We start from the raw sequence: 18,112 nt of genomic DNA on the forward strand, positions 1-18,112 counted from the left end.
TCCTTTTCCATTAACAGCGGATGCGAATTTAAACCGTATATCTACATGCTTACTCGTGCCTCTATCTGCGATCAAGCCGTTGCGAACGGATAAAGAAGTAGAAGTCCTTATACAGCCCGCTTTCGGACTGTATAAGGACAATTTAGAATTTGAAGCAGAATCAGCTCGGCGTGTAGATGTCCATGTCTTCGACCGTGACGAAGTCGATGTTCGTCATGCCCTTGCCGTACATCGTCTCGCTGACGTTCAGCGTTTCGAGCTCGGGCGTTTGCCATTGTTGCTTTGCCATTGTGCGTTCACCTCCTTTCAAAGGCTGGGATCGCGCCCGCAGGCGCAGCTTGCTTTCCCGATCGTCAGGCGTGCTTTTTAATGAATCTGTACAAGATCACGCTGCGCAAGAGCAGCCTCATCTCCGGGTGAAAAGCGAGCTCGGGACGGGGCTCCCGCCCGATCCCGGCCGCGGCTGCGCGGATCCGGTCGACGTGCAGGTAGCCGGCGACGGCCGAGTCGCTGCAGAGCCGCCGCAGCTCGTCCTGCAAATGCGGCCACATCGGCGCCGCCCGGTGGATCCAATCCGCGCCCTGGACGCCCCGAATCCGCTGATTGAGCCGGACCTCGTCCGGCAGCACGGACTTCGTCGCGCGGCGGATCAGGGCGCGGTCCATGCCGTCCCGCACGTACTGCTCGACCGGCACCGAGAGGCAGAACCTTACGACCCGCAGGTCGCAGGTCGGATCCCGCTCCCATACGCCGTACCGCAGGGACAGCTTGGTCGCGGTCGCGCCGTTTTTGTTCGCGGCCGACAGGCTGGCGAGCTTGTCCCTGCGCAGCGCGAAGGGATCCGCCGCCGAGGAGCCGCCCCCTCCGCCGCGCAGCTTGGCGAATACGCCCGTGCGCTGCGCGAAGTCGGGGTGGATAAGCATCGCCGGCAGATCCGGCTCTTCGCCGCCGCGCCGCCCGCCCGAGAGCGCCGGAAAGGCCAGCTTCCCCAAGGTCGACAGCAGACGCCGCCGGCCGATGCCTTTGTTCGCGCCGAACATGCGCAGCTCGCGCGACAGCCGCATCCACTTCATGCGCTTCAACAGCTGCGCATAGTAGTCGAGCGCCGGCCCCCACGAGACGGTAAAGTTGCCCCGCGCGCCGGTGAGCAGGACGCCCGCGCCCCGGCTGCCCGCGCGCTCGTGAATGCCTTTGAGCCAATGCGAGTTTTCAAAAAACTTGTAGGGCGACTCCAGCAGGTCGATCCAATCGTCCACTTCGCTCAGCGGGCTGATCCCCTCGAAGTCCATGTACGACGAATCGATATTGCCGACATGCCTTACCGTTGCCGAGATGTGCGGACGCTCGTCGGCCGCCGCATGCCCCGGCGTCCAATCGGCGAAGCCGCTGGACGGCACGCTGCTGTAAGCCTGGAGCGTCTTGCCCTCCTGCAGCAGCGCTCTCGCCGCGAAGCCTGCGACCGCACCGGAGTCGAGGCCGCCGCTCAGCGTCGCCGCGACCTCGCGATGCGTGCGCAGCCTGGCGCGGACGGCTTCGCCGAAGACGTCGCGCATCGCTTCTTCGTACTCGCCGTCCGACCTGAGCAGCAGCGGCCCGGCCGGCTCGATCGAGCCGTAAGCTTCGAAACTTGCCCGGCCGTCCGCGAAGACGACCGAATGTCCCGGCGGCACCTGGCGAACGCCGATATACGGCGTTGCGCCGGCGTCGGTGGACTCGAACATCTCGGGAATCGCCATGAATTCGGCGAGCCACGTCTCGTCCAGCCTGCCGCCGATGTCCGGCAGCGCCAGCAGCGGCGCCATCGTCGTGGCGAAGGCGATACGCCCCGTGCCGATGTGGTAGTAGAGCGAGCGGCTGCCGAACAGATCGCGCGCGCCGAACAGCTCCTTGCGGGTCTCGTCCCAGATCATGAACGCGAAGTCGCCGATCAAGTGCGTTGGCGCGAGCCGTCCCCATCGGCGGTACGCGAGCAAGATCAACTCGCCGTCCGTCACGGAGGACCTGCGGACGGTCGGCACCTCGAGCCGCTCGAACAGGTCGGCTCGATTGTCGAGGATCGCGTCCGCGACGATCCGCAGCCGCCCGCCCCAGGCGCCGCCGGCATCGCCGTCCGGCATCCGTTCGCCGACCGATTCCGGCGTAATCCAGCGGATGCGGCAGCCGAGAAACGCCGGCCCGTCGCGCCAGGTGCGCACGTCGTCCGCGACGTAACGCGACATGGCGCTCATCATCGCCTCGCCGTCCGCTGCCTCCGCCTCCCGGCCGTCGAAGCGGATCAAACCTGCCAGCGCGCTCATTTCTTCCCTCCGCCGGCCATGTAGGCCGATGCGAACCGGGACAGGCGCCTGCCGAAGGGAATGGCCGACTTCAGCCAATCCGCCTTCCGCTTCATCGAACCGAGCTGCGCGCGGAGATGCCGCTGCTCGCGAATGCCGGCTTCGAGCCGCATTTCCAGCGCGCGGACGGTCATCTGCAGCTGTTGCACGCGCGCATCGGCCGCGCGGACCTCTTTCGCCTCGTCCGCCATCGCCGACAAAGCCGCATGCACGCCCGCCGAAGTTCGATCCGCGGCGCCCTCTGCTGCGCCATCCGCTGGCTTGATTCTGTCGGCGGCCCCGCTCCGCATCGCGTACGCCGGCTCCCACCGGTTCCCCGTCGCGTCGGCCAGCTGCTTCTCCCGCAGCGCGAGCAGCGCTTCCTCCGGCTCGCGTTCGAAGCGGACGCCGGTCCAGCGCTCCGCATCGGCCAGCTCTTCGCCGTAGCCGAGGGCCTCGAAGGTCCGCGCCCCGAGCAAGCGAACGTACAGCTCCGCTTCCTTCTTAGTGAGCGTCTCCCTCCAGGAGCCGACCGCTTTCGTGTGCGGCGCGGCATGGTCCGCGACGTTGGGATCGCCGACGCCCATGCTGAAGTACAGCTCGGACTTCGCCGTCCCCATCCGCTCGCCGTACCGCTCCATGCCGTCCTCGTACTTGATGCCGAGGAACTCGCTCACGCCCGCCAGCTGTCCGCGGGGATCGGCGACCAGCGCTTCGTAGCGCAGCCGGTAGGCGTACGGATCGGGGGCAGCGAAGTATTGCATGTATCGGAGCAGTCCGATCGTCAGATCCGCGGCCTTGATATCGAACGCGGAGCCCGTGAGCAGTTCCGCAAGGTCCGCGGCGCCTCCGCGCGACGCGCCGAGCTTCTTGTACGAAGCGAGCACGTCCAGCGGATTGCGCAGCAGCCAGATTCGCTTGGACCGGGGGAACAGCGCGTCGAGGAACTCAAGCAGATAATAGTATCTCGGCGATTTGTCGACGACGATGTCCGCGCCGTCGCCGCCGCGCAGGAGTCCGTTGTACGCCTCGACCGCAAACGACCGGCACGCGTCCGCGAACGCGTCTTCGGGCAGCACGCCGCCGAAAAACCGCTCGAGGATCGCTCCGCCGCCGTACGCCCGCCGCTGCGCCGCCTTCAGGTCGAGCAGGCTCATAAGGAACCACATCTCCTGCGCCGCATACACCCTGCTGTGATTTTGCAGCATGACCGTGGCCAGGGAGCTGCCGCTTCTCGGCGTGCACAGCAGGAATACGAGGTTGTTGCCGCTTGCGTCGACCATCCGGGGCGCCTCCTTCACTTCTTGTTGAATTCGTAAAAATACTTCGGCCGCTGGCCGAGCATGATCCGGTAGATGTCGTCGTTCGTCGCCTTCGCCGCCGTCGCATAGTCCTTGTACGGCCGGTCCGCGACGTTGACGAGACCCGAATTGTAATGCTCGCCCCACTCGCCCTGCCAGTGACGGCCAAGGCCCGCCTGGTCCACGTAGTTGAACACGTTGGCTCCGACGACGTACGGCAGCGATGCGACGCCCTCCACGTAGTTGCGGTACCGGATGCCGCGCTGCGCCTGGTTCGACGCCGCGTTTTGAATGAGCTGCGCGAGTCCCTGCTCCGACGTGCCGTAGCCGAACTCGCTCATCATGATCGGCTTGCCCGCCTTGGCGTACAGATCGGCCAGCAAATCGGTCTCGACGTTGTACGAGTAATAATTAAGGCTGATCACGTCCGCGTACTTGCCTTCGGCCGCTCCGATCATGCCGCGCAGCTTCGCGTCCCGGAAGGCCGTCACGGTCCACCGGTCGCCGAGCAGCAGATGATGCGGGTCGTACTTGCGGAACACCTTGGATACCGTGCCGTAGAAGCGGTCCAGATACTCCGCGAACAACCCGTTCATATCGCTCCAGGCGGCGGTCGTATCGACGGGCAGCTTCGCTTCCTTCAGGCTGTCGAACGAGGCGAAGTTCGTCTTCCAGGCCTTGTTGAACAAGGCGATCGTACCGTACTTGGACGCCAGGCGCTGCACGAGCCGGCCTTTGATCGCCGCCTTGCTTGCCTTGAGGCCCGGCACGACCTGATAAAATTTGTGATAATCGTACTCGTTGCCGATGAAGTAGCCGACCAGCATCGGGTCGTCCTTGTACGGCGCGACCGCCTGGGCGAACGCCTTGTCCAGCTTGGCCTCGGCGCCCGTCGCATAGATGTCGAAGATCGACAGGCCGTTGATCTTGGCCCAGCTCATGCTGTCGAGCGGCAGCATGCGCGTGTAGGGGAACAATCCCTCTTCGCCGTACTTCTCCGGCGAGAAGCCGCCGATGCCGTTGAAGCCCCACTTGGCCAGCCGCCCGATCGCTTCCATGTAGACGTCGTGCTCCGTCGGGAAAACGCCGGTCTTGCGGTACTTGTTGGCCGCATAATACGAGAAGCTGTCCGTCCCGAACCAGGCGGGCTTGTATTCCCCGGCGTAGGGCGGCACCGCTTCGTAGAGCGTCTCCCTGCCCTTCACGAGCGAATACGTCTCGTTAAGCGTCACGCCGTTGACCGCGAGGCTGAAATAAAGATTGCCCGACGGGGTCGTCATGACCGGGCGGCCGTTCAGGCGCTGTATAGAGAAGTAGCCGGTCGCCTTGAAGCCGTATTTTTCCTTGCTGCCGGCCAGTCCGCCGTAGGCGTCTCGCCCGGCCGGCGCCTGGAGGCTCGCATAGTAAGCCGCGTCGGCCTTCGCGTCCGCCGCCAGCTGCGACTCGGACGTCACCTTGCCCGAGAAGCTCGCGTCCTCCATCTGGCCGAACCGGTCGAGCTTCACCTCGTCGCTCGCATTGATGGTATAGCTGCGGATGGGACTCGGCTGCAGCCCTTCCTTGACGGCATACGCTTCCAGCCGGTAGTAACCGTTCAGCGGGATCGGCGCCGTATACGGCAGGAAGTCCGCCCCTTCGTTCAGCCGATAGTAGATGCGGGCCCCTTCGCTCGCCGCTGCGAGCGAAGCGAGCATGCCGCCCTTCGTCTTGGACGTCGTAAGCGCCACCGAAGCCGTATTCAGGTTAATCGCCACGCTCGACACCTGCGGGGTCCAGGATTTGTCCTTGCCCAGCAGCTCGATCTTCAGGTATCGCGTGCCTGCCGGCAGAGCCATGTTCTCGTATGCGTAAGGCTGCCAGTTTTTCACCGGAAGGCCGGCCGGGTAGGCCTCGGCGGCGACCTCGTTGTACGTCTCGTCGTCGGAGGAGGCGTAAAACTTCAGCTTATTGAGCGGAAGGCCTGCAAAATAATAGCTGCTGACCGAAAAGGAAGTCATGTCGTATTCGGTCTTGTAGAGGAGCACGCCGGCACCCAGCGTCGCCCGGACCGCTCGGCGGCCGTCTCCGCCGTAGTAGGCGGGATTGTCGGTCGCCGTATAGACGTTGGCGCGGACGGCCGTCAGATTGAAGTTGTCCAGCTTGTCGTCGATGCCCGGCGGCGGCGAGACGAGCGGATACGGCGTGTACGAATACGTGGATACGCCGTCCGTCGCCTTCGCCGGCCCGCTCGCCGGCTTCGCCGAAGTCGTCTTCAGCAGCGTCTCGCTCGCGATCGAGATCGGCGAGCCGTACAGCTTGCGCGTCGCGGACGTGCGGGGATCGCTGCCGTCCGTCGTATAGTAGACGGCTTCGCCCTCCTCCTTGGGAGACAGCATAATCATGCTGCCGTACAATACCGCGCCCGACGGCTTGCTGGCCTCGATGCCGGCGGCGTCGTTCAGCACGACCTCGCCGATCTCCGGCGCGGCGCCCGCGCTTTTGCCCTCGAAAGCGATCTTCAGATACTTCGTGCCGAGCGGAAATCCCCTGGACGCGTAGGTCACGGCCCTGGATTCGCCCGGATCCTCGTGTACGTCCGGCGTCACGCTCCGGTAAGACGAGCCGTCGGCCGAGATCAGGAATTGCAGCCCGCCGCTCGCGGCGCCCGCGCCCCCGTAAGCTTGAACCGTGAACGAGCGCAAATTGCCCTTCGTCTTGTAGACGAGCTCCTCGCCGGCCGCGCCGCTCGGCGCGACGCGGGTGGCGTCTTGCGCGCCGCCTGCGACCGCTCGCAGGGCGAGCGTGTCGGAATGCCCGTACGTCTGCCCCCAATCGGCAAGGTCGTCGACTTCGATCTCGTAGCTGCCCAGGCTGTCCCCGTGCGAATGCGCGGGGAGCACGACGACGAGCATGCCGTACGCCAGGAGCCAGATCGCTTTTCTTTTCATGATGACGAAGCTCCTTTGGACCGTGCCTTTAATACTGGAGGATCGGCATTTCCTCTCTGACGCCCTGATTCAGGCTCGGGCGGCCGATCGAATAATAGACGAATGCCGTACCGGCAAGATCCGTTTCCTTGAACACGTTGCGCCCGTCGATAAGGATGGGCCGGCGCATCTTCTCCTGCAGGCTGTGCAGGTCGGTTCTCGCGAACGCCTCCCATTCGGTGAGCAGGCACAAGGCGTCTGCGCCGCGCGCGGCCTCGAGCGCGCCGTCGCACCAGACGACGCCGCCGTCCCCGAACAATCCGCGGAAGCTCGGCGTAGCGATCGGGTCGTACGCCTTCACGATTACGCCGCTGTCGACCAGATGCCTTATGATTTCAAGCGCCGGCGATTCGCGCACGTCGTCCGTGTTGGGCTTGAACGACAGCCCCCACACCGCGACCGTCTTGCCGCGCAGCTCGCCGCCGAAGATCGTCTCGAGCTTGCGTACGATGCGCATGCGCTGGTCCTGATTGACCTCGACGACCGAGCGCAGCAGCTTGAATTCGTACTCCACGTGGCCGGCGATCTGGATGAGCGCCCGCGTATCCTTCGGAAAGCAGGAGCCGCCGTAGCCGATGCCCGCGTTGAGGAACGCGTTGCCGATCCGCCGGTCGAGCCCCATGCCCGCGGCGACCTCCGCCACGTCCGCGCCGACCTTCTCGCAGATGTTGGCGATCTCGTTAATGAAGGAGATCTTGGTCGCGAGAAACGCGTTAGAGGCGTACTTGAGCATCTCCGCGCTGCGGATGTCGGTCACCATGACCTGCTGGGTCAGCGGCCGGTGCAGCTCGGCGATCCGCTCGGCGGCGGCCGGCGAGTCGGCGCCGATGACGACCCGGTCCGGCTCGAGCGTGTCGCGCACGGCCGAGCCTTCGCGCAGGAACTCCGGCAGCGATACGCTGTCGAACGGCACCGCGGTCCTGGCGCGGATCAGATCGCGCACCCGCTCGTTCGTGCCGACGGGCACGGTGCTCTTGACGGCGACGATCGCGTAGCCGTCGAGCGCGTCCGCAATCTCGGCGGCCGCGGCGTCGATATAGGACAGGTCAGCCTGGCCGCTGGGCAGCGGCGGCGTGCCGACCGCGATGATGACGAGATCGGCGCCGCGCACGGCCTCCGCCAGATCGTGCGTGTAGCGCAGCTTGCCCGCCGCGACGCCTTTGCGCGACAGCTCCTCGAGACCCGGCTCGTAGATCGGGATGCCTCCGCTCTGCAGCGTGGCGATCTTGTACGGATCCTTGTCGACGCAGACGACCGCATGTCCGAGCTCGGCGTAGCAGATACCCGACACGAGTCCGACGTAGCCGGTTCCGATTACCGCGATTTTCAAATGGATCCCTCCTGTTGTGTCTCGCAAAGTTCCATGATCTCTCCCCAGACCATCTCGAGCCGGACGATATCCTCCTCGATCAGGAGCGTCCCGGTTTGAACCTCGATGATCTCGAGATCTTGCTCGGCGCGCACGCTGTGCATGCTTTCCTTGGGAATCCGGACGACGTCGCCGGCTGCCAGGGACGAGATGCGTCCGTTCAGGACGAAGGTGCCGCTGCCCGCCATGACGGTCCAAACCTCGTCCCGCAGGCTGTGGTACTGATAGCTGAGGTTGCGTCCCCCCGCAATGGTGATCCGCTTGGTCAGCACCTCGCGTCCGTCCGGATAGACCGCATAGTCCAGCACGCGGTATCTGCCCCAGCGCCGTTCCTCGTACATCGGCCGCTGATCGGCGGACTTAAGCAGGTCCTTCACCATAGGGCTCAGCGCCTTGTCCGCGACAAGGATCCCGTCCGGGCTCGCTGCCACGATGACGTCCGACAAGCCGAGCACCGCGATCGGGACGTCCAGCTCGTTGATGACGTGCGCGCCCCGCGTCTGCGACGAGATCGTGCCTTTGCCGGTAAGCGGCTCTGCGATCTCCTCGGTGAGCGTGTTCCACGTGCCCAGGTCCTTCCAGTCGCCCTTGTAGCGGACGGCCGCGATGCGGTTCGCCTTCTCGACGACCTCGTAGTCGAAGCTGATCTGCGGCAGCGAGTCGTACCGCCTCGCCATTTCCTCATGCTGGATCGGGAGCTCGTGGGCGATCAGAATGTTGATCAGAAAATCTAGCTTGAACGCGAACACGCCGCAATTCCACAGCGCGCCGCTTGATATCATCGCCTCGGCCTCCGCTTTTGCCGGTTTCTCGCGGAAACCGCGTACGGTCATGAACGGCTTGTCTTCGCCTTCATGCGCGCCGGCAGCCGTGCCGACGCTCCCGTCCTCACCTGCGGCGCTCGATCCGGGCAGGATGTACCCGTACTTCTCGGATGGGTACGTCGGCTGCACGCCGACGAGCGCCAGATCCGCGCCGGAAGCGTCCAGCGCGCGTTCGAGCTTCGCGAGTTCCGCGAAAAACCGGCCGTCGACGTAAGGATCGACCGGCATGACGACGATCGTTTCGGAGAGGCTTACGCCTTCCATCGCATACAGGTGCGTCGCCGCAAGCGCGATCGCCGGGAACGTGTCCCTGCGCGAAGGCTCGGCGATCAGCCTGACGTCGCTGCCGAGCTGGCCGTACAGAATCTCGACCTGGGACTTGCCCGTCGCCACGTAGGCATGGTCTTGCAGCCCGGCGTCTCCGAGCTGCCGCCATACCCGCTGGATCATCGATTCGGGCCGGCCGGACGGATCCTTGAGCACCTTCAGAAACTGCTTGGAGCGGGAATCGTTGGACAGCGGCCAGAGCCGCTTGCCCGATCCGCCGGATAAGAGCACGATTTTCATGCCATCCCTCCGCTCTGCTTGTTATTCGGCTCGGCAGCCAGCTTGGCCGATGCGATGCTCTGCGTCCAGCAACGATAGTAGCGGCCGTTTTTGCCGTACGCGTTGTCGTACAGGACGTTCGGCTTGTCCATCAGGCAGGACAGGATATGGCCGTGAAGCCTGGACGTTTGCACGGTACGGTACTGCGCGAACCGCTCGACCGCCTTGCTCACGAGCCGGTCCGAGTACCTGATCCAGAATTTCCCGACAGGCAGCTTGCCCTTGGAAATGCGCAGCGCCTTGCCGATCGCGCGGATCGACCGATGCTCCGTACGGCTGTACAGCGTCGACCAATCGAGATCGTCGCCCTTGCCTTCGAGCGTCAGCCCGTCCTGCCCGGCCGTCTTCTCGATATCGGTGCGCATGAAGCGAAGGATATCGCGCGCCGGCTCGCTACCTCCGCGAATCGGCCACAGCTGATGCGCCATGTCCGGGGACAGGTAGACGCCGCAGTTCTTGAACTTGTCCTTCGCCATATCCAGCGACAGCGTGTCGCGCACGAACAGGTGCACGTCCTTGTGGCGGTTCAGGATGTCGGCGGTCCGGTCGAACTCCCGCACGTCCTTGTAGTGAATCGTCTGCGGCAGGATGACGACCCGGTTCTTCGGGTAGCCGGCGACGACGCGCTCGCGCAGCTTCTGGTGCACGGGGTACAGATCGCCGAAGTTGCCGCCGCCCTGCAGCACGAGAATATGGTCCTTCGGCACGCTCAGCCCGTCGGGGAAGTCGAACGCGCTGTATCGCGCCCGTACCCGGATTCCATTTTCCCTGAAGAAGGCTTCCGTCCCTTTCATGATGAGCAGGTCTCCGCCGTTGGAATAAACGGGATAGTCGATATAATAAATGTTCGAGCCGGGCGGAATGACGTTCAGTATGATCCTCAGCCGGTTTTTGAGCTCATCCATCGGGTGAGCCGATAAGGTCGCGATCTCCATCCGCTTGTCTCCTTCGCGCTTAGCTGCGCGTTTATATCGTTGCTTGCATGATCGTTATCTTGCATGATCGTTGCTTGCCTTGCCGCTGTCCGTCCCTCTAAAGGGACCAGTTCACGTTCTCCCGTATGACTCTCGCCGGGACGCCGGCCACGAGCGCGCGGGGCGGCACGTCTTTCGAGACGACGGCGCCCGCCGCGATGACGGCGCCTTCGCCGATCGTGACGCCCTTGAGGATGGTCGCCCGGCTGCCGATCCACACGCGATCCCCGATATGTACCGGCCGCGTCGCCTCCGAGCCTTCCAGCGCGTGATAGTCGGTATCCGAGATCGTGACGTCCCACGAGATGGCGCAGTGGCTGCCGATCTTGACATGCCGCTTGCACATGACCTCGCTCCGCCGGTTGAGGAACGTATGGTCGCCGATCTCGACGACGGCCTCCTCCGAATCCAGGAACAATCCGATGTCTCTGTAAAGGAGGACATAGCTGCCGAGGACGAGCCTCGACCGCCTCGTCTTGGACACTCTCACGCCGCCGGCAACCCGCAGCCAGCGCCCGCACAAGGCCGTCTTGCGGCGGAACAGCGCGCCGCGCAGCACTCTGCAGCCTTGCTTCCAAACGTTTTTTACCGTAATGCCCCGAAGCTGCATGTCTGTGATGTCGTCCTTCCGTGCCTGGTCAAGACTGCGCAGCCCTCGACAGGCGGCCCGCCAGGAAGCGCCAGTCCTCTTTATCGAACAGCACGCCCGAGACGGGCGCTTTGAATACGATCTTCATCGCCGCTACCGAGATGACGATCCGGCTGAAGGCGCCGATCAGCATGGCCAGCGCGATGCCGTTCAGCCCGTAGGCCGGGGCTAGCAAGAAGCAGAGCCCGACGGTCAGCGCCAGCGCGATCGCCTGTCTGGTGACGACCAGGCCCGGCCGCCCCATCGCGTTGAAGGAGGAGGCTAGGATCCAGGAGCCGCCGCCGACGACGCATTCCAGGGACAGCAGATAGAAGGCCGTGTCCGCCGCCAGGAATTGCTCGCCGTAAAGCAGGCCCAGCAGCCAGCGGCCGACGATCACGCCCGGCACGAGCGCCGCGAGCATGAGCGGGAAGGACAGCCGGAACGCCCGGCTGACCTTGGCGACGACCTCCTCCTGCGAGAGTCCCGTCACCTTCGGGAACACGACGCCCGAGATGGCCGTCTGGACGATGTTGAACACGCGGGAAAGCGTGTATACGACCGTGTACAGGCCGAATTCCCGTGGCGCGAGCAGCGACAGGATGATCAGCTTGTCGCACTGCGTGTAGAGCGTGCCGAGCAGCTCGACGCCGTAAACTCTGGTGCCGTAGCCGAACAGCGACTTGATCGGGCCGCGCTCGCCGGATTTGGCGCCGTCCGCGGCCGTACCGTCCTTTTTCCCGAACCAGCCCACCGCCAGCTCCCGTCTAAGCCGGTACAACGCCCAGCAGACGACGCACAGGCTCGTGACGAGGAACATGAGCGCGGAGGAAAACTGGCTCAAATACCCGCAAGCCCACAGCGCGAGGAGTCCGATCAGATTGCTGAGCGGCACGTACAGCCGGATGCCGTTGTACAATCCGAAATTCTCCATGCTCTGCGCGAGCGCCGACAGCAGGTTGACCGCGAGCAGCAGCGGCAGCGTAAGCACGGTGTACCACCGCGCGATGGCCACGATGTGGTCGCCGTAATTGCCGAGCCAGGCCGGCATGCAGAACCAGGCGACCGTGCCTGCGATCACGCATACGGGCAGTTGGAACAGGAATCCGGCTCGCACGTATGCCGGTCCGTGCGCGGGATGCGTCCGCCGGTTGAAAATCAGCGACGTCGGCAGCCCGAAGCTCAAGACGCCGGCCAGCAAGGTCGCCCAGAAAAGGATCGCCGAGAACTCGCCCTTGCCTGCCACGCCGAACATCCGCGCCGTCACGATCGAAGTGACGGTGCCGAGCAGCACGATGATCAGGTTGGCTGCGCTCGTCTTCATAATCGCCGTGAGCGCGCCGCCGCCGCTCCACAGGCGGCTGAGCCTCCTCATTCGTACGTGCCCAGCACGCCGCTGATCTGCCCGTTGTTATAGGCGATCCGGCTGACGTTGCGGAACACGCGCCGCCTGTCGTACAGAACCGGCAGAGAGAGCAGCACGATGATGGGCAGCTTGACGATCGACCGCGCGAACACGCGCATTTTGCGCTCCGAGCTGACCGCGCTGCTGACGCCCTGCCAGTAAATTCGTCTTAGCAGCCACTTGCGGCTGATGCGGCTGCGCGGAATCTTGTGCAGCACCGAGGCGTACGGGGTGTAGTAGACCGAATACCGGGTGCGGATGCGGTCGATCAGCTCCCCCTCCTCGCTCGAGAGCAGGTTGCTCCCGACGCGTCCCAGGTCCTCGCGGAACAACGCCGCCATATCGAGCGCCGAGCGCCTGAACGCCACGTTGGCGCCGAACGGAATATGCGGCCGTTTCATCTCCACAACGTCTTCCGCATAATCGAGAATCGTATAGAGCGTGCGGTTCTCGGGCGCAAGCCAGGCGGGCGCTTCCCCTTCCCAGGCCGGCTCGATCTTGCCGCCCACGACGCCGATGCGGGCATCCCGCTCGAACAGGTCGACGATGCCGGCGATCCAGTCCTCCGACGCGACCGCGTCGTCGTCCAGGAACAGCACGTACTCGCCCTGCGACTCGCGGATCGCCCGGTTACGGGCGACGGAGAGGCCAAGCCGCGCCTCGTAGATATAGCGGACCGGGAAGCTGACCATCCGCTCGATTTCCTGCACGGTCTGCGCCGTGGAATCGGTCGAGCCGTTGTCGACGACGATCGCCTCGAAGGAGTCGAACCGCTGCTTCAGCAGGCTGAGCAGCGCCTCCCGCAGATCCGCGGCCCGGTTGTGCGTGCATATCGCTACCGTTGCTTTCATGCGTTCACCTCTTGCGGTATCCGGCCGGCGTAGACGGCGAGCATCCGGTCCGCGATCCGGTCCCAGTCGAGCTCCCTGAGCTTGTCCGCGATCCGTCGCTCCGTCTTCTGCCGGTCCATGTTCATCACGTCGCGCAGCGCCTTGCGCAGTCCGTCCTTGTCGTCGGGATCGTACAGTACGCCGCAGCCTTCGGACACGTACTCGCCGAGCGAGCCGAGCCGCGGCGCGACGACTGGCTTGCCGAAGGTCAGCGCGAGAATGGCGCTCCCGCTTGTCGTGATCTGCCGGTAAGGCAGCACGACCGCGTCGGCCGCGAGCAGATAGTCGGCCAGCTCCCCGTCGTCCACGAACGACGAGTGAAGCTTGATCGCTCCCGCTTCGTCTCCCGTCTTGCCCTCGCCGATGAAGCCGAGGTCGTAGCCCGTGTCCGCTTGTCCCGCGATCAGCAGGGCGGCGTCCGAATCATCGAGCGACCGGTAAGCCGACACGAGCTGCTCCACGCCTTTATACCGGTTGATCCTGCCGACGAACAGGTACAGGAACCGTTCCTTCGGGATGCCGAATCTGGCCCGGATGTCGATGCCGCGGCTCGGATAAGCGTCGTCGTAATGGCCGTGCGGCGTTACGACGATCTTGTCCTCCGGGGCGCCGAACACCTCGGCGGCCTCGCGCTTCGACGATTCGCTGAGGACGAACGCGGCGTCGCACAGGCCGAGCAGCCGCTTGCGGACGAAAAAGTCCCAACGCGACTTGCCCTTGTGCGGCCAAATGTTGTGGATCGTCCAGAACAACCGTACCCCGAGAAACTTGTACCAGTAGAGCAGGAAAATAAAAAACAGCGACTTGACGACGGTCAGCGGAAAAATGGATGCCTGGTACGTATAGCTCGGCCAGTGAATATGGACGATATCGCCCCGGCGCGGCTTGAACTGCGAGCCCTTGGCATAATGCTCGACGCGCAAGCCCCGACGTTCGAGCGACCTGGCGAGCAGGTCGGTATACTTGTTGTGCGGATTCGTCTTGGGCCACATGTAGACCGTTGGTTCGCTCATTTAATGCACCTGCCCGACGGCGGTCTTGACCGGGGTATATTCGCCGCCGGCCAGCGTCTGATCGTAAAGGTCCAGATGCCTGTCGAGCAGCGCGGCCTGCGTGAAGCCGCGGCAGTGCTTGAGGCAAGCCGCCTGAATGCGCCGCTTCTCCTCGCCCGGAAGCGAGTGATACGACAGGATCTTGGCCCGGATCGCCGCGGCGCTGCCCGGAGGGAACAGAAATTCCTCGGGATCGTACACCGCGTCCGGAATGCCGCCCACGTCGGTCGCGTACACCGGCGTACCGACCTGGTACGACTCGATGATGACCCGGCCGAACGGCTCCTCCCACACCGAGGGTACGAAGCTGACGTCGGCTTCGCCCATCAGGCGGCGCGCCTCGGCAGGCTTCACCTTGCCGGGGAACACGAAGCGCGCATCCTCGCGGCAGTCGTCGGCGAGCTTCGCGCGAAGGCTCCCTTCGCCGCATACGACGATGCGCTCGACGACGTCCGGCGGCAGCGACATCGCCGCTTCGATTAGCTCGCGCACGCCCTTCTCCGGTTCGATCCGTCCGAAGTAGCCGATGCGAAGCGGACGTCTGTCGAAGTCCTTTTCGCTGGCGGCGATGCCGCCCTCCACCGCGTTCGGGATGACCTTCGGCGCGGCGGCAGGGAACAGTCCCGCGCCTGTATGGCGCTTTAGGATGTGCGACGAGATCCCGACGACCGCGGACACATGCCGGCTGTAGCCGCTCGTCGTCATCGCGTACAACCGCGCCAGCAGCGCATTTTTGATCGGCGAGCTGACCGGCGACAGCAGCGAATAGTCGCGAAGCGTGTGCACGATCGGCACGTTCAGGCCGGCGGCCGCCGTCCATATGCCGGCGCCGAAGCCCGACAGGTTTTGCGTGTGGATCAGATCCGGCTTAATCGCGGCGAGCCGCTCCCGCACCGCTTCGTTCATCCGCGGGTTGTATAGGTCGGTCAGCCTGCGGGCGGTCCGCATCAGGACGCCCCGACGTTTGGAATCGCCGATCCAGTACAGGCTGCCGTGCGGCATCCGGTGTACGGTGACGCCGCCGATCCGCTCTTCCCGGACGCCTTCCGCGCGTCCGTGCCCGCCGAGCGTCAGCACGTGAACGTCGGCGACGGACGCGAGCGTCTCCGCCAGAATTTGCGTCGATATCTCCGCCCCTCCGATGATATGAGGCGTGTACAAGCTGTTTACAATGACGATTTTCATGCGGTACGTCTCAACTCCCTATCGTTCTGCGTATCCCATCCTGCCGCCCGGGCGTCCGGCCGTCCTTCAAAAAATCCGCCCCGGATCCATCCGATCAGCAGCCAGAAGTTCACGAAGGAATAGGAATCGAAATTCATAACGAGCGAAACGCATAACGCGAACGCGAACTGTGCGTAAGGATGGCGGCGCGAGCTGCGGAGGGCGGCCGTCATGAATCCGAGGAACAGCAGCGCGCCGAGCAGTCCTTCCTCGGCGAACAGCTTGGACCACATGTTGCGCGAGGTGGCCATCTCCGGATGGTCGTTCACCAGGTTCGCGACCTCGGTGAACTTCATGCCGTAATCGAAGTGTCCGCGCAGCAGGTCCGCGAACTCGCGGTAATAATATCCGCCGCCGACGCCGAAGATCGGGTGATGCCAGAACTCCATAAAGCCGATCGCCGGGAAAATGACGCGGATAAAAAATGAATTGTCCGACCGCAGCAGGTGCGGAAAATCGAACTGGAACCGGTCCGTGAAATAACCGCTGACCTTAAGCGTCTCGAGCAGAAACGGAACCCCGACGACGACGACGAGTCCGATCGCGCCGAGCGCGAGCAGCATGCGGAAGCGGTACTTGTTCGCGATGAGCACGTAGACGAGCAGCGCGATCAGCAGGACGCTGTAGGCGTAGGCCGAAAACGAAAGCACCAGCAGCACGGCGCAGCCGATCAGCGGCCCAAGCGTAATTTTCCGGTAGCCTTCCTTGAACAGATAAAGCAGCAGCAAACCGCCTGTCAGCAGATGGATGCCGCCCCAGGACGGCTCGCCCGACAACAGCTGAATGCGGCCCTTGTACACCTTTTCCGAAAACAAGCCTGTCAGCACGCCGGAAAAACCGCTGCGGATCAAGTAAGCGTCCGCGAGCTGCAGCAATCCCGCCGCGAGCGGCGGCACGAAGCCGACGAGGAGATATATCGCGATCTGCCTGCGAAGCGCGGGATCGTTTCTTGCCTGCTCGGCGATATACATGGACACTCTGTACATCGAAATGCCGAACAGCAGCGTCACGGCGTGCTTGAGGCTCGCGCCCATGTCCCCGCCGACCGACGCGATCAGCGAATGCCCGATGCTGTAAGCGGCGAAGATCAGAAGCGGTACGTCTCCGGGACGGAACCTAAAATCGGTGAACAAAAGCAGGAGCGAGGCGGCGAACATCGGAAACATCGCCAGCGGGCGATAGACCGAGAAAGCGAAGTATGGCAAGCTGTCATACGTGATGACCGCCAGCGAGAACAAAAACAGCGCGACGACCGAAGCGCGGACGAGATCGATCGGCTCGCCGCGATCCCGCGCTAGGATAGGATCAGCTCCATGTTTTTGCGGGTCGCCGACCCGCTGAACCGGCGGCTCACGTAACGGATCGAATTGCCCGATATGCTGTCGTTGATCTCGCTGTCGCCCATCAGCAGCAGTACGCTGCGCACCATCTCGTCTTCCGATTCGCATACGAACAGGTCCTCGCCGTTGTTCGCGTCCAAGCCTTCGCTGCCGATCGCATTGGTCACGACCGGTACGCCCCAGGACATCGCCTCGAGAATCTTGGTCTTGATCCCGGTGCCGAACAATAGCGGCGCGATCATAAGAGCGGAGTCGCCGACGATCCGCTTGACGTCGTCCACCTCGCCGGTGACGATGACGCCGGGATGGTCGCGCTGCAGGCGCAGCACCTCTGCCGTCGGATTTTTGCCGACGATGTAGAAGACCGCCGCCGGGTTGCTCTGCTTGATTCGGGCCCAGACGCGCTCGCAAAAGTACACGGCTGCCGAGCTGTTGTGGGGAATGTCCATTTTTCCGACGAATACGACCTTGTTTTTGTCGTAGAGCCGAGAGCCTCTCGCCTGCATCCGAAAGTCGGGCTCGACCTTCATCGGGACGCCGTGGCAGGACTCGTGACGCGTCGTTTTCCTGAAGTTTTGCGCTTCGGCCGGGGAGGTGAAGATCAGATGGTCGAAACGCGAGGCCACTTGCTTTTCATACTTGCCCAGCATTTTGCTCTCGAAAGCGATGAGCCATTTCTGGACGAACTTCAGGTCCGCGAACTTCTTCAGGCCGCTCGGCAGCTTGTCCGAGAACCCGCCGAGCACGGACGGGATGTACTGGAACCAGTCGAGCTGGCGGCGGTAGCGCAGCGACAGGAGATCGTCGTAGCTCAACACCTTGCGGCCTTGGCCCGGCGCCAGGTATTCCGCCACGCGCACCATGTCGTAGAGCACGAAATCCGGCTCCTCCTCGCGGACGAAGTCCCGGATCTTGCGGTGCGTCTTGCGGCTGTAGTACACCGATACCTGCAGCGGCCACTTGCGCCGGATCAGCGAATGGACGACGATGTTGTACAGCTTTTCAAGCTTGCCCGGCGGCTCTAGCGTCGCCAGCCTGCCGATTTCCGGCGGGCGTTGGGATAAGTATTTCGGGTCGTCCACGAACGAGAGGTTGACGATCTCGCTGCCTGGGTAAATCTCTTTCATGTGTCGAACGTATTGCAGCAGCATGTTTTTGCGGCCGTCCGTGCCGGGAAAAGGCAGCCGATTCGTAATAAACAAAATCTTGTTCATCTGT

The 18,112-nt window shown here is 63.7% G+C and carries 14 protein-coding genes; all 14 read right to left on the reverse strand.

Annotated elements, in window-relative coordinates; all coding sequences use genetic code 11:
- Positions 1-160: 160 nt before the first annotated feature.
- Positions 161-289, reverse strand: a complete 129-nt coding sequence (locus tag ACFOTD_RS19520; RefSeq protein WP_282909749.1) for a paeninodin family lasso peptide — start codon at positions 287-289, stop codon at positions 161-163.
- A 64-nt stretch (positions 290-353) separates the two neighbouring features.
- Positions 354-2,297, reverse strand: coding sequence for an asparagine synthase-related protein (locus ACFOTD_RS19525; RefSeq protein ID WP_378121619.1), 1,944 nt, complete (start codon positions 2,295-2,297; stop codon positions 354-356).
- On the reverse strand, positions 2,294-3,598 hold the full coding sequence (locus ACFOTD_RS19530; protein ID WP_378121620.1) for a sulfotransferase family protein: 1,305 nt from the start codon (positions 3,596-3,598) through the stop codon (positions 2,294-2,296). Before ACFOTD_RS19530 ends, ACFOTD_RS19525 begins: the two co-directional genes overlap by 4 nt.
- Before the next feature lie 14 nt (positions 3,599-3,612).
- Positions 3,613-6,543: a chitobiase/beta-hexosaminidase C-terminal domain-containing protein gene (locus tag ACFOTD_RS19535; RefSeq protein ID WP_378121621.1), complete on the reverse strand. Its 2,931-nt coding sequence runs from the start codon at positions 6,541-6,543 to the stop codon at positions 3,613-3,615.
- Positions 6,544-6,571: 28 nt separating this feature from the next.
- Entirely contained in the window at positions 6,572-7,912 is a 1,341-nt protein-coding gene (locus ACFOTD_RS19540) for a UDP-glucose dehydrogenase family protein (RefSeq protein ID WP_378121622.1), read from the reverse strand.
- Positions 7,909-9,342 (reverse strand): sugar phosphate nucleotidyltransferase, encoded by a 1,434-nt coding sequence (locus ACFOTD_RS19545; RefSeq protein ID WP_378121623.1) that lies wholly within the window; start codon positions 9,340-9,342, stop codon positions 7,909-7,911. Before ACFOTD_RS19545 ends, ACFOTD_RS19540 begins: the two co-directional genes overlap by 4 nt.
- Complete coding sequence (locus tag ACFOTD_RS19550; protein WP_378121624.1) at positions 9,339-10,316, reverse strand: polysaccharide pyruvyl transferase family protein; 978 nt, start codon at positions 10,314-10,316, stop codon at positions 9,339-9,341. The genes ACFOTD_RS19545 and ACFOTD_RS19550 overlap by 4 nt, the downstream gene beginning before the upstream one ends.
- Before the next feature lie 97 nt (positions 10,317-10,413).
- The gene (locus ACFOTD_RS19555; RefSeq protein WP_378121625.1) at positions 10,414-10,965 is read right to left on the reverse strand and encodes an acyltransferase; all 552 of its coding nucleotides are present in this window, start codon (positions 10,963-10,965) and stop codon (positions 10,414-10,416) included.
- Positions 10,966-10,993: 28 nt separating this feature from the next.
- A complete protein-coding gene (locus ACFOTD_RS19560; RefSeq protein ID WP_378121626.1) occupies positions 10,994-12,358 on the reverse strand; it encodes a lipopolysaccharide biosynthesis protein in 1,365 nt (454 codons plus the stop codon).
- Positions 12,355-13,239: a glycosyltransferase gene (locus ACFOTD_RS19565; protein WP_378121627.1), complete on the reverse strand. Its 885-nt coding sequence runs from the start codon at positions 13,237-13,239 to the stop codon at positions 12,355-12,357. Before ACFOTD_RS19565 ends, ACFOTD_RS19560 begins: the two co-directional genes overlap by 4 nt.
- A complete protein-coding gene (locus tag ACFOTD_RS19570) occupies positions 13,236-14,291 on the reverse strand; it encodes a glycosyltransferase (RefSeq protein WP_378121628.1) in 1,056 nt (351 codons plus the stop codon). The genes ACFOTD_RS19565 and ACFOTD_RS19570 overlap by 4 nt, the downstream gene beginning before the upstream one ends.
- The gene (locus ACFOTD_RS19575; RefSeq protein WP_378121629.1) at positions 14,292-15,515 is read right to left on the reverse strand and encodes a glycosyltransferase family 4 protein; all 1,224 of its coding nucleotides are present in this window, start codon (positions 15,513-15,515) and stop codon (positions 14,292-14,294) included. It abuts the gene before it with no gap.
- Positions 15,512-16,720, reverse strand: coding sequence for an O-antigen ligase family protein (locus tag ACFOTD_RS19580; protein ID WP_378121656.1), 1,209 nt, complete (start codon positions 16,718-16,720; stop codon positions 15,512-15,514). The genes ACFOTD_RS19575 and ACFOTD_RS19580 overlap by 4 nt, the downstream gene beginning before the upstream one ends.
- Positions 16,721-16,848: 128 nt before the next feature.
- On the reverse strand, positions 16,849-18,108 hold the full coding sequence (locus ACFOTD_RS19585; protein WP_378121630.1) for a glycosyltransferase: 1,260 nt from the start codon (positions 18,106-18,108) through the stop codon (positions 16,849-16,851).
- Positions 18,109-18,112 lie beyond the last annotated feature (4 nt).

It is taken from the genome of Cohnella sp. GCM10012308, assembly GCF_042649185.1.
GTDB lineage: Bacteria > Bacillota > Bacilli > Paenibacillales > Paenibacillaceae > Cohnella.